Origin of the sequence: Blautia sp. MSK17_66, assembly GCF_020538025.1 — a bacterium.
Lineage (GTDB): Bacteria > Bacillota > Clostridia > Lachnospirales > Lachnospiraceae > Blautia_A.
This window is the reverse complement of sequence record NZ_JAJBNQ010000007.1, coordinates 36,541-49,044: the sequence shown is the minus strand read 5'-3', so window position 1 is coordinate 49,044 and position 12,504 is coordinate 36,541. Positions and strand designations below refer to the sequence as shown.

At 43.6% G+C, this 12,504-nt stretch carries 12 protein-coding genes; all 12 read left to right on the top strand.

Annotated elements, in window-relative coordinates; genetic code table 11:
• The first annotated feature begins 25 nt into the window (after positions 1-25).
• The gene (locus LIR34_RS05160) at positions 26-652 is read left to right on the top strand and encodes a hypothetical protein (RefSeq protein WP_161285768.1); all 627 of its coding nucleotides are present in this window, start codon (positions 26-28) and stop codon (positions 650-652) included.
• Between the two features lie 52 nt (positions 653-704).
• Positions 705-1,466 (top strand): nickel pincer cofactor biosynthesis protein LarB, encoded by a 762-nt coding sequence (larB, locus tag LIR34_RS05155; protein WP_173902183.1) that lies wholly within the window; start codon positions 705-707, stop codon positions 1,464-1,466.
• Positions 1,467-1,474: 8 nt separating this feature from the next.
• Positions 1,475-2,749, top strand: a complete 1,275-nt coding sequence (gene larC / locus LIR34_RS05150) for a nickel pincer cofactor biosynthesis protein LarC (protein WP_173902184.1) — start codon at positions 1,475-1,477, stop codon at positions 2,747-2,749.
• Positions 2,750-2,756: 7 nt separating this feature from the next.
• The gene (locus LIR34_RS05145; RefSeq protein WP_173902185.1) at positions 2,757-3,611 is read left to right on the top strand and encodes a patatin-like phospholipase family protein; all 855 of its coding nucleotides are present in this window, start codon (positions 2,757-2,759) and stop codon (positions 3,609-3,611) included.
• A complete protein-coding gene (gene tsaA, locus LIR34_RS05140) occupies positions 3,612-4,310 on the top strand; it encodes a tRNA (N6-threonylcarbamoyladenosine(37)-N6)-methyltransferase TrmO (RefSeq protein ID WP_265107707.1) in 699 nt (232 codons plus the stop codon). It abuts the gene before it with no gap.
• 132 nt (positions 4,311-4,442) lie between these two features.
• Positions 4,443-4,724 (top strand): DUF2325 domain-containing protein, encoded by a 282-nt coding sequence (locus tag LIR34_RS05135; protein ID WP_161285773.1) that lies wholly within the window; start codon positions 4,443-4,445, stop codon positions 4,722-4,724.
• Positions 4,725-4,854: 130 nt separating this feature from the next.
• The gene (locus LIR34_RS05130) at positions 4,855-6,174 is read left to right on the top strand and encodes an aspartate kinase (protein ID WP_173902187.1); all 1,320 of its coding nucleotides are present in this window, start codon (positions 4,855-4,857) and stop codon (positions 6,172-6,174) included.
• Between the two features lie 64 nt (positions 6,175-6,238).
• On the top strand, positions 6,239-6,466 hold the full coding sequence (locus LIR34_RS05125; protein ID WP_161285775.1) for an HPr family phosphocarrier protein: 228 nt from the start codon (positions 6,239-6,241) through the stop codon (positions 6,464-6,466).
• 79 nt (positions 6,467-6,545) lie between these two features.
• Complete coding sequence (locus LIR34_RS05120; RefSeq protein ID WP_173902188.1) at positions 6,546-8,927, top strand: ATP-dependent DNA helicase; 2,382 nt, start codon at positions 6,546-6,548, stop codon at positions 8,925-8,927.
• A gap of 138 nt (positions 8,928-9,065) precedes the next feature.
• Positions 9,066-10,526 carry a serine hydrolase gene (locus LIR34_RS05115; protein ID WP_173902189.1) on the top strand — a complete coding sequence of 487 codons (1,461 nt, stop codon included), beginning with the start codon at positions 9,066-9,068 and terminating at the stop codon, positions 10,524-10,526.
• A gap of 205 nt (positions 10,527-10,731) precedes the next feature.
• Entirely contained in the window at positions 10,732-12,006 is a 1,275-nt protein-coding gene (locus LIR34_RS05110) for a sn-glycerol-1-phosphate dehydrogenase (protein ID WP_173902190.1), read from the top strand.
• A gap of 2 nt (positions 12,007-12,008) precedes the next feature.
• Positions 12,009-12,503, top strand: coding sequence for a 2-C-methyl-D-erythritol 2,4-cyclodiphosphate synthase (gene ispF / locus LIR34_RS05105; RefSeq protein ID WP_173902191.1), 495 nt, complete (start codon positions 12,009-12,011; stop codon positions 12,501-12,503).
• Position 12,504: the final 1 nt, after the last annotated feature.

Sequence of the window (12,504 nt, the reverse complement as noted above, 5' to 3'; positions counted from 1 at the left end):
TGATGATGGGGAGGGGGAAACGGTGATGCAGACCGATTTACATAAGAAAAATGAACTGGATTACTTCTTTGTAGAGGAATCTTACGGTGGAAATCAGGATTTGTTTCCGGAAATTGCGATGAGAGATGGGGGATGTGGTGCAGTGGCAGCTTGCGAGAGCTGTATTTATTTTGCCCGCAGAGCAGGTAAGCATAAACTGTATCCGCATAAACTTACGGAGATTGCATGGGAAGAATATCATGATTTTGCATATATTATGAAGCATTATCTCTGTCCAAGACCGAACGGGATCGATACCCTGGAATTATTTATGGAAGGTTTTGGAGAATATCTGAAGGATGTAAACGAAGAAACGCTCGAAATGGAGGCTTTTCACGGTACCCACAGTTATGAGGAGGCAAAGGATGCCGTCCGAAGACAGATCGACAGTGACAGTCCGATTCCATATCTGCTGCTGAAGCATCAGAACAAAAACGGTCATCTGGAGGATTACATATGGCACTGGTTTATCCTTGCCGGTTACAGAGAAACAGAGGAGGATCTGCTGGTAAAAGCAGTTTCCTACGGGGAATATAAATGGTTTTCACTGAAAGAACTCTGGGATACCGGATATGACAAAAAAGGCGGAATGATTTTGTATCATATACAGTAACGGACAGGGAGGATGCGGCTGGCATGCTCCTTTGTTTTTTAGGAGGTATATTTTGGAAGCAAGAGAAATATTGACTCGGTTTAAACGAAATGAGATTACACTGGAGGAAGCGGAACATTATTTTCGAAAAGAACCCTTTGAGAAAATGGATGATTATGCAAAACTGGATTCGCACAGGGAAATTCGTTCCGGTTTTCCGGAAGTGATTTTCTGCAGCGGCAAGGCGGACGAACATTTTGTCCGTATCTTTCAGAAGCTGTATGAGCAGAACGGAGAGGTTCTGGGAACCAGGGCCTCCAGACACCAGTATGAGCTGGTGAGGGAGCTTCTTCCGGGCGTAGAGTATGATGAGGTGTCACATATCATCAAAATAGAAAAAAAAGAAAAGAAACATACAGGAAAGATTGCAGTCTGTACAGCTGGCACAGCTGACATCCCTGTTGCAGAAGAAGCGGCGCAGACAGCAGAATATTTTGGCGCACATGTAGATCGTATTTTTGACGTTGGAGTCAGTGGAATCCACAGACTTTTTTCCAGCCTGGATGTGATCCAGGAGGCAAACTGTGTGGTCGCAGTGGCAGGAATGGAAGGGGCACTTGCAAGCGTTCTCGGCGGGCTGGTGGATAAACCGGTGATCGCAGTGCCGACTTCTGTAGGATACGGTGCGAGCATGCATGGACTTTCTGCACTTCTGACAATGATCAATTCCTGCGCAAACGGGATTGCGGTGGTGAACATTGACAATGGATATGGCGCAGGATACATTGCAACACAGATCAACCGTCTTGCAGTCAGAGAAACAGAGGAAGAATAGGAGTTATTATGGGAAAAACTTTATACCTGGAATGTTATTCGGGAATCAGCGGTGATATGACCGTCGCAGCACTTCTGGATCTTGGTGCAGACCAGAAGCATCTTGAGGAGGCTCTTTCCAGTCTTTTGGTTCAGGGATTCCGGATAGAAATTTCAAGAGTTATAAAATCAGGACTGAATGCCTGCGATTTTTCTGTGATCCTGGATCAGGATAACCACGATCATGATATGGAATATCTTCATGGACAGCAGAACATGGAGGAATCTCATGAACATCAGGGTCATGGACATATGCATAAGCATGACCATGAGCATCGAGGAATGAAAGAAATCCGGGAAATCATCCAGAGATCTTCCATCACAGAAAGGGCAAAGCAGACAGCACTCAGGATTTTTGAAATCCTGGCAGAAGCAGAGGCAAAGGCACACGGCGTTTCTGTGGAGAAGGTACATTTTCATGAAGTCGGAGCGATCGATTCCATTGTAGACATAGTGTCGATCGCGGTATGTCTGGATGATCTGGATATTACAGAAGTTATCGTACCGATGCTCTGTGACGGAACCGGATTTATCCGCTGTCAGCATGGCCAGATTCCGGTGCCGGTGCCCGCTGTGGTAAATGTGGCACAGATGCATCACCTTAAGCTCAAGATCACAGATATCGAGGGAGAAATGGTAACGCCGACGGGAGCGGCAGTCGTGGCGGCAATCAGGACTTCAGAAAAATTGCCGGAGAGTTTTGAAATCTTGGCGACGGGACTTGGAGCAGGTAAACGCCAGTATCGCTGCCCGGGAATTCTAAGAGCAATGCTGATCTGCCAGACGGAAACAGAAACACAGGAGACGGATCGTATCTGGCGTCTGGAAACGGATATTGACGACTGCAGCGGAGAGGCCATGGGACATGTAATGCAGACACTTCTTGAAAACGGTGCGAGAGAGGTACACTATACACCGGTTTTTATGAAGAAAAACAGGCCGGCATATGAACTGGTGGTTCTCTGTAAGAAAGAAAAAATCTCCAGGATGGAAGAGATTATTTTTACAGAAACGACGACGATCGGTATCAGACGGAATGAACTGGACAGGACAATTCTGAGGCGCAGCGAGGAGGAGATTCAGACTCCTGTAGGAAAAGCACAGGTGAAGATCTGTACGCTTCCGAATGGAACGAAACGGTGCTATCCGGAATATGAAAGTGCAGCCGCTCTTGCAAAAGAGGCGGGATTAAGCTTTCGAGAAGCATATGACAGGATATTAGACTGCTGGAAGACAGAAAGGTGAGACAATAATGAAGACAGGACTGGTTTTGGAAGGCGGAGCAATGCGTGGTATTTATACCGCAGGTGTGCTGGATGTATTTATGGAGCAGGGATTACATTTTGATGGAGTTATCGGAGTGTCAGCAGGGGCACTTCACGGATGTTCTTTTGTGTCAGGGCAGAAAGGCAGAAGTATCCGCTACTTTAAGAAATACAGAAATGACAGACATTTCATGAGTATGTGGAATCTTGTTCATACAGGAGAAATAGTAGGAGAAAAGTTATGCTATCATGACATCCCGGAAAGACTGGATCCATATGATTATGAGACATTTCTGAAGTCGGATACAGAGTTTTATGCGACCTGTTCTAATGTAGAAACAGGAAAAGCAGAATATATAAAAGTGACAGATATGATGAATCAGATCGATGTTCTGCGTGCATCTGCATCTATGCCGTATGTGTCAAAGATTGTAGAATATCAGGGAATGAAACTGTTAGATGGCGGATGTACAGACAGTATTCCGGTAGAACAGTTCAGAAAGATGGGATATGAGAGAAATGTAGTGATTCTCACACAGCACAGAGATTATATAAAAAAGCCTCAGAATCCCAGGATGGCAGAGTTGAGATACCATAAATATCCAGAGTTCGCCAGGGCGCTGAAAGAACGACACCTTGTATATAACCAGTCACTGAAAGAGATCCACCGTCTGGAGGAAGCTGGAGAGGTTTTTGTGATCCAGCCATCAGAAAAACTGAATATCAGTCGTATGGAAACAGATCTCGATGTGATCCAGAGTGTATATGAGCAGGGTATGATGGAGGCGAGAGTCAGAATGAAGGCACTGAAGGAATGGATGGCTGAGGGGAAAGAAGAATAAATGTCAGAACAACATAATATGAAAGTCATAGCAAGGATCCATAATGATTTTCCGACCAAGTTTGGGATACCCCATCAGAGTAACCGTCTGAGTGCACTGAAGGCGACCATTGTGTTTGAACCGGAATACCGGGTGGCGGAAGCATTTCGGGGTCTGGAAGATTACAGTTATATCTGGCTTATCTGGCAGTTTTCGGAAGCAGTGAGAGAAAACTGGTCTCCGACAGTAAGGCCGCCGAGGCTTGGGGGAAATACGCGAATGGGAGTATTTGCGACCAGATCTCCGTTTCGTCCGAATCATCTGGGACTGTCATCCGTCTGTCTTGAAAAGATAGAATATCATCCAGAGTTTGGACCGGTGCTGCATATTTCGGGAGCAGATTTAATGAACGGAACACCAATTTATGACATCAAACCATATCTTCCGTATGTGGACAGTCATCCAAAGGCAAAGGGAGGATTTACCGATCATATTGAAGAACATATTCTGAAGGTGGAATTTCCAGAAGCTCTGCTGGAGAAGATACCAAAGCCACAGCGGGAGGCACTGCTGGAAGTTCTTGCGAATGATCCTCGTCCAAGATATCAGAAGAATCCAGAGAGGGTTTACGGGATTGCCTATGGTCAGAAGGATATTCATTTTCAGGTAAAAGACGATACCCTTTTGGTCTGTGATGTGACAGAACAAAAAATCCTTTGACAGACGAAGCAATATATGATACCATACACTTACGAAGATTAGCGTTAACTAACCAAAGATAGAGCGGACATACTGTGCCGCTTTATTTTAGAAATCGAAGTTAGATAAGAATAACAAATAAGAGGTGAGAATATGAGTATTGTAATTGTTGGTGGAAATGAAAGAATGGTATGTCAGTATGAAGATATCTGTAAAGGGTTCGGATGTAAGGCAAAAGTTTTTGCCAAAGAAAAAGGTGCCATGAAGAAGAAAATAGGTGCACCGGATCTTCTGATCCTGTTTACCAGCACGGTATCTCATAAGATGGTAAACTGTGCGGTTGAAGAAGCAAAAAGAAAATCGATTCCGGTATGTCGGTGCCATACCAGCAGTGCATCCGCTCTTGAAAATATTCTCCGTGAGTACTGCGCATAATAGTTTTTTCAAGATTTTTCGCCAAAATACTTGCAAAACCTTCTGCTTTTCAATACAATATAAGCGGATTTGCAACAAATACTGACAGTGCGGGAACTGTCACGAGGAACACAGAAGGGTGATAAGTATTATGAAAAAAGTTGTAAAATTTGGAGGAAGTTCCCTTGCGAACGCAGAGCAGTTCAAAAAAGTTGGGGATATTATCAAAAGTGAGGAGAGCAGACGCTATGTGGTACCGTCTGCACCGGGTAAGAGATATTCCGGAGATACAAAGGTGACAGACCTTTTGTATGCATGTTATGACAAGGCAGCAGCAGGTGCTGATTTTACAGGAATCCTCAACGAGATCAAAGAACGTTTTTATGAGATTATCAAGGGTCTGAAGCTGGATCTTTCTCTGGAGGAAGAATTCCGTCAGATCGAAGCAGATTTCAAGGCACAGGCAGGTACAGAATACGCTGCATCCCGAGGAGAGTTTCTTAATGGTAAAGTTATGGCGGCATATCTTGGATATGAGTTCGTAGATGCGGCAACCGTCATTCGTTTCGACAAAAACGGAAATTTTGATGCAGATAAGACAGACAGACTCCTTTCAAAACGTCTTCAGAAATGCGAGAAGGCAGTTATTCCGGGATTCTATGGTGGAATGGAGGATGGAACGGTCAAAACATTTTCCAGAGGGGGATCTGATGTTACAGGCTCTCTGGTAGCCAAGGCAATTCATGCAGACCTCTATGAGAACTGGACAGATGTTTCCGGTTTTCTGGTAACAGATCCGAGGATTGTTGAGAATCCGGCGGTTATTGAGACAATTACCTACCGTGAGCTGAGAGAACTTTCCTATATGGGTGCGACGGTTCTTCACGAGGATGCAATCTTCCCGGTACGTAAAGAGGGAATTCCGATCAACATCCGAAACACCAATCGTCCGGATGACAAGGGAACCTTTATCGTAGAGAGTACATGCCGTAAACCAAAATATGTAATCACAGGTATTGCAGGCAAGAAGGGATTCTGTTCTATCAATATTGAGAAATCCATGATGAACAGTGAAGTTGGTTTCGGAAGAAAGGTACTTCAGGTATTTGAAGATCAGGGAATCAGCTTTGAGCATGTACCGTCAGGTATTGATACTATGACAATCTATGTTCATCAGGATGAGTTTGAAGAAAAAGAGCAGCAGGTAATTGCCGGAATCCACAGAGCAGTACAGCCTGACTTTGTAGAGATGGAATCAGATCTTGCTCTGATCGCAGTTGTAGGCCGCGGCATGAAATCACAGAGAGGAACTGCAGCACGTGTGTTTGCAGCACTGGCACATGCACATGTGAATGTCAAGATGATCGATCAGGGTTCCAGTGAGCTGAATATCATTATCGGTGTGGAGAACAGAGATTTTGAGACTGCATTAAAAGCAATTTATGACATTTTTGTTCTGACACAGATCTAAAGCTAAATAAAAAGATCCGGGAAGCCGGGTCTTTTTGAGGTTGAGTTCAGAGGAGAATGAAGAAATGATTGAAAGACAGATTAAATTAAATGAGACAGAAGACGTACAGGAGTTTGTAAAAGAAGCTGCAAAATGCAGTTTTGATATTGATATTTCCTATAACAGAATTATCATCGATGCCAAATCTCTTCTCGGGATTCTGAGCATGGATCTTACACGGGAACTGACGGTCAGATGTTATGGGGAAAGCCAGAGATTTAATGCGGTCATGGATAAATTTGCAATTGCATGATCCTGTTATAAATCCAGGCGGGAATGGGCACATATTCAGGAAAGGGATATGTGCCTTTTTGTATAAATGGAGATATAAAATGGAAAAACCGATAATTCGTATTTCAGTCCGAAATCTGGTGGAATTTATTTTAAGAAGCGGAGATCTGACCAGTGGCGGCACAACGGCGGCCGACAAGGAAGCAATGCTGAAAGGAAGTCGTTTGCACAGAAAAATCCAGAAACAGATGGGAAGTACCTATCAGGCAGAGGTTCCGCTAAAAAAAGAAAGTGAATATGAAGATCTGATCCTGTATGTAGAGGGAAGAGCGGATGGTATTTTTTCTGAGGGAGAAACGATCTGTATTGATGAGATAAAAGGTATTTACAGAAGTCTGGACAGTCTGGAAAAACCGGTGGAAGTGCATCGGGCACAGGCACTTTGTTATGGCTGGATCTATATGGAGATGCATGAGCTGGAGAGTATCGATATTCAGATGACCTACGGGCAGCTTGATACAGAAGAAATACGAAGATTTCGAGAAACACTTACCAGAGAGGAGCTTGAGAGCTGGTACCAGGAACTTACTGATTCGTACCATAAATGGATATCCTATCAGCTGGCATGGAGAAAACAGAGAAATGAGTCCATGAAAAATCTGGAATTTCCGTTTTCATACCGTAAAGGTCAGAAAGAAATGGTAGCAGGAATCTATCATGCGATAGCAAAAGAAGAACAGATCTTTATTCAGGCTCCGACAGGAATCGGCAAGACGATGTCTGCAATCTTTCCGGCAGTCCGTTCTATGGAAAACGGAAAAGGAGAAACGCTTTTTTATCTGACGGCAAGAACGATCACGAGGACGGTGGCAGAAGATGCATTTGCAATTCTTCGGAAGAATGGCCTGCATTTCAAGTCGATCACGATCACGGCAAAAGAAAAGCTGTGTTTTTGTGATGAGATGGACTGTGATCCACAGAAATGTCCTTACGCAAAAGGACACTATGACAGAGTAAATGATGCCGTATATGAACTGTGGACAGAAACAGAGAATTTTGACAGGGAGACGATTCTTGGACAGGCAGAAAAATATAGAGTCTGTCCATTTGAGATGACGCTGGATCTTGCCATCTGGATGGATGGAATCGTCTGCGATTATAATTATGTATTTGATCCAAATGTTTACCTGAAACGATTTTTTGGAGAAAACATAAAAGGAAACTATATTTTTCTGATCGACGAGGCCCATAATCTGGTAGAACGTGGAAGAGAAATGTACAGTGCAGCCATATCTAAAGAGGAAATGGAAGATGTTCGTAAATTTGTCCGTCCATACAGCAGCAGACTGTATCGTATGCTGGGAAAAGCAATCAGGCAGATGGAGGCTGTGCAGAAGGAATGCAGCTTATCAGGAAAAGTTCTGGAAAATGCAGGAACGCTGCCAATCACTCTCTTGGGTATTCAGGGAGAGATGGACAAATTGCTGGAAGAACCACCGTCACAGGAGTTCAGAGATGGAATTCTGGATTTTTATTTTGTAGTGCGTGATTTTTTGAATATCTCGGAACTGACAGATGAAAATTATGTGACGTATGTTTTGAATGGTGAAGACGGAAAATTTCAGATGAAACTGTTTTGTGTAAATCCGGCGGCAAATCTGCAGAAATGTCTGGATCGTGGCATCAGTACGGTGTTTTTTTCGGCAACACTTCTGCCCCTTCCATATTATAGAAAAATGCTGAGTACGAGAAATGAAAATTTTGGAATGTATGTAAATTCTCCCTTTGAGGAGAAAAATAGATGTCTTCTTCTTTGTCGTGATGTCAGCAGTAAATATACAAGAAGAGGATATGAGGAATATCACAGGATCGCAGAGTATATTGCAAGAATGTCCTGGCAGAAAAAGGGAAATTATATGATCTTTTTTCCTTCCTATAAACTGCTGGAGGATGTTTTTAAAGTATATCAGGAAGAATTTTCTGCTGACTGGGTAGATTGTATCTGTCAGCAGGCCTCTATGAATGAACGGGAGCGTGAAGAATTTTTACAGGAATTCCAGGCACAGGGAGAGAAAACACTTCTGGGATTCTGTGTGATGGGAGGAATTTTTTCGGAAGGAATTGATCTGATTGGAGACCGGTTGATCGGTGTGGCGGTTATTGGTACGGGAATTCCGCAGATCGGTTTTGAAAGAGAAGTCCTGAAGGATTATTATGACCAGAAGGGAGAATCTGGATTTGATTATGCATATCGCTATCCGGGAATGAATAAGGTGCTTCAGGCGGCTGGACGGGTGATCCGCACCAGAGAGGATACTGGTGTGATCCTGCTTATGGATGAACGCTTTTGGAATCGGGAATACAGGGCTCTTTTTCCGAAAGAATGGTCGTCGGTGAAAACCTGTACGATCGGAACGATAGAAAAATCTCTTCATGAATTCTGGAAGCAGACAGCAATAGAGGATGAAAATAAATCTGTCTGAGAAAAACAACTATCCGGCATATCGTGTTCGGCAGGAATGCTTGACATATACAGGATTTCGGTTATACTATGAACAATCAGTCTGCAAAAAACAGGTTGTTGTACGAGAGAATAACCTTATTCATAAAAGGAGAAGATAATGAAATCTGAACGCAGCTATAAAAAAATAACAGCTCTGGCACTTGGTCTGTGTCTGACGATTTCCAGTGTGACGGTAAGTACAGTAGCAGCTTCGGACAGTCTTTTGTCCGTTACGGAAGAAGCACAGATCAGACCCATCCAGGATGGATCTGGCAAATATCTCATGAAAAGTGACGGATTTTACTGTCTGAAAGAAGATGGCGGTAAGGATGCGGCGGCAGCCGTACACTATTTTGATGAAATGAAAATCGACGGAACAGTGCTGGATGGATTTTATTATCATGATGAAAGTGGCTGTTATCGGGCAGAAAGTCCTCATATTGTAAAGATCAGCAAGCTTACCTGCATGAAACCTGATGAAAATGGGGACACAGTCGAACAGAGTTTTGACGGATATTATATGGTGAATAATCTTGGAAAACTGACGGCAGCCCCTCAGGTGAGATATATAGATAATCTTACAATGGATGGAATCACATTTAACGGATATTATTATTTTGATGAAAATGGAAGAATGGTGACAGAGACCGGAATGCATGAACTGGAAATGTCATCCAATGGACAGATGTTTTCAGGAACATATTATTTTGGCGGTACGAATGGTGTGCTTGTACAGGAGGCCGGAACCACACCGGATGGATTTCCGGTAGATGAGACCGGTAAGGTACAGGAATTAGAAAATCTTGGAATAGAAAATCTGAAGCCTCAGCTGGAATCCGTAATTGCAGGGTACGATGGCAACTGGAGCGTTTATGTCCAGGATCTGGAAACAGGAGAGGAAATTATCCTGAATGATACGCCAATGTATTCGGCAAGTCTTATCAAGGCATTTGTGATGGCAAAGACGTTTGAGGATATGGAACTTGTTCTTGAGAATGAAGCGAAGCAGATGAAAACGGATGCAGAGAATGCAGCAGTACAGACAAAGGTGGATGATCTTCTGACGAATATGATCACTGTCAGCGACAATGAATCCTGCAATGAACTTGGCAGACTGCAGTCAGAGAAACATGATTTTCTGGATGGGGCACGAAAGGTAAATGAATATCTGGAAAAAGAAGGATATTCGGAGACAAGTTATCAGAGCACTCTTCATCCATCGGCTTCTCCAAAGCTTAGTCTGGGTGAAAGAAATATGACCTCCGTAAAGGACTGTGGACTTTTGCTGGAACGGATTTACAGAGGGGAATGTGTCAGCGAAGAAGCATCTGAGCAGATGCTGGAACTTCTGAAGAGACAGGAGAATACAACAAAGATCCCGGCAGGAATAAAGGATGAAGTAGAGACTGCAAATAAGACCGGAGAAACTGATGAGGATCAGCATGATATTGCAATTGTATATGGAGTTAAAACTACATATGTCCTGTGTGTGATGTCAGAAGGCTGGAAAAGTGGCGGTGATGCTGTCGAAAATATCCGGAATATTTCCAGCATGGTCTATAATTATCTTAATCTCTGAATATGTTGCTGTGAACGGAGTGAACAGTAACTTTACCTGAATATAGCCTGATAGATACATACCTGCCTGCGTTGCTTTTTGGCAGGAAATCATGTATAATATCGAAATGTAATAATCTGGAATAGATTTTGAACAAGTTGCTGTGAACGGAGTGAACAGTAACGATTTCATCAGACACAGTATAAAATCAGGAGGAATAAATTACATGCGAGTCGATACGGATGACTTTGCCCGACCTTGTGGGTGCGGGAAGAATCACCATGTAGAAGTAAAGGAAATTTTAATTGAAGAAGGAGCAGTAGAAAAGCTTGAAGAGGCAATGTCGGACGGCTTTCTTAAGAAATATATATCACCGCTTCTTATCTGTGATACTAATACATGCAAGGTGACAGAGGATATCATGGAGGATATTTATGACCGCTGTCAGGTGCTTGTACTGGATGCTGAGGATCTTCATGCGGATCAGCATGCAATTAAGATCGTGGAGAATAATATGGAAGAAGATATTGATCTGATCCTGGCAGTAGGAACAGGAACGATCCATGATATCAGTCGGTATATGGCTTTTCAGTACAAAATTCCCTTTATTTCCGTTCCAACGGCAGCAAGTGTGGATGGATTCACATCTACAGTTGCGGCAATGACCTGGAATGGACTCAAAAAGACAGTACAGTCGGTACCGCCTGTTGCTGTTTATGCTGATTCAAATATTTTTGCAGAGGCACCTAAGCGTCTGACTTCATCAGGCGTATCAGATCTTCTGGGAAAATATATCTGTCTTCTGGACTGGAAGATCGCCCATATGCTGACAGACGAATATATATGTGATGAAATCATTAAATTAGAGGAAAAAGCAATGAGGACGGTGCGCTCCTGCCTGGCAGATATTTCAGAAGGAGATAAAGAAAGCTGTGAGAAGCTGATGTATGCTCTGATCTTATCCGGTCTGGCAACCCAGATGGCCGGCAATTCCAGACCTGCTTCCTGTGCGGAACATCAGCTTTCTCATTTGTGGGAACTGGAAGTGCTCAATGGCCCTCTGGATGCACTTCACGGAGAAATGGTTTCTGTGGGAACGATGATCGTTCTCCGGGAATATAAACGCGTTGCAAGAGCCATCCGGGAGGGAAGATGCAGTGTCCGCACACAATGGGAAGATGACACGGAACTTCTTGAGAAGACTTTTGGAAGCAGAGGCTTTTTTGAGGGAATTGTTGAGGAAAATACACCGGAACCTCTTTTGAAGATCAGTCCGGCAAGGCTGGAGGCCTGTCTGGATGAAATTGCCGGTCTTATAGAGGAGCTTCCGGAGGAAGAAGAACTTGCTCGCATGATGGACAGAGCGGGATGTAAACGGAGTGTGTATGAAATCGGTCTGTCGGAGGAAATTATACCTCAGAGTCTGAAACTGGCTCCTTATGTAAGGCGGAGACTCAGTTTCTTAAGAATCTTACGGATGCTCAGAATAGAAGGAGAATGATCATGAGAGTTGGAATGGGATATGATGTACATAAGCTGACAGAAAACAGAGACCTGATCCTTGGAGGAGTCAAAATCCCCTGGGAAAAGGGACTTCTTGGACATTCTGACGCAGATGTACTGCTTCATGCAGTGATGGATGCCCTGCTTGGAGCAGCAGCACTTGGAGATATCGGGAAACATTTTCCGGATACAGATCCGAAATATAAGGGGATTTCCAGTGTGAAGCTTCTGATCCATGTTGCTGAACTTCTGAAAGAACATGGATATGAAATCGGAAATATTGATGCAACGATCATTGCACAGAAACCAAAGATGGCACCGCATATTCCGCAGATGCGTAAAAATATGGCCAATGCGCTTGGAATCCTGGAATCAAAGATCAATATTAAGGCAACTACAGAAGAAGGGCTTGGATTTACCGGGACAGGAGAGGGAATCTCTTCTCAGGCAATCTGCCTTCTCACGGATATACAGGATGCCCCTGTCACTAAATAAT

What these genes read in the sequence shown, in the direction of transcription:
- LIR34_RS05160 (WP_161285768.1), top strand. Translation starts at nt 26, where the DNA reads ATGCAGACCGATTTACATAAGAAAAATGAACTGGATTACTTCTTTGTA.
- LIR34_RS05120 (WP_173902188.1), top strand. Translation starts at nt 6,546, where the DNA reads ATGGAAAAACCGATAATTCGTATTTCAGTCCGAAATCTGGTGGAATTT.
- LIR34_RS05135 (WP_161285773.1), top strand. Translation starts at nt 4,443, where the DNA reads ATGAGTATTGTAATTGTTGGTGGAAATGAAAGAATGGTATGTCAGTAT.
- ispF (WP_173902191.1), top strand. Translation starts at nt 12,009, where the DNA reads ATGAGAGTTGGAATGGGATATGATGTACATAAGCTGACAGAAAACAGA.
- LIR34_RS05110 (WP_173902190.1), top strand. Translation starts at nt 10,732, where the DNA reads ATGCGAGTCGATACGGATGACTTTGCCCGACCTTGTGGGTGCGGGAAG.
- larC (WP_173902184.1), top strand. Translation starts at nt 1,475, where the DNA reads ATGGGAAAAACTTTATACCTGGAATGTTATTCGGGAATCAGCGGTGAT.
- LIR34_RS05125 (WP_161285775.1), top strand. Translation starts at nt 6,239, where the DNA reads ATGATTGAAAGACAGATTAAATTAAATGAGACAGAAGACGTACAGGAG.
- LIR34_RS05115 (WP_173902189.1), top strand. Translation starts at nt 9,066, where the DNA reads ATGAAATCTGAACGCAGCTATAAAAAAATAACAGCTCTGGCACTTGGT.
- LIR34_RS05145 (WP_173902185.1), top strand. Translation starts at nt 2,757, where the DNA reads ATGAAGACAGGACTGGTTTTGGAAGGCGGAGCAATGCGTGGTATTTAT.
- tsaA (WP_265107707.1), top strand. Translation starts at nt 3,612, where the DNA reads ATGTCAGAACAACATAATATGAAAGTCATAGCAAGGATCCATAATGAT.
- LIR34_RS05130 (WP_173902187.1), top strand. Translation starts at nt 4,855, where the DNA reads ATGAAAAAAGTTGTAAAATTTGGAGGAAGTTCCCTTGCGAACGCAGAG.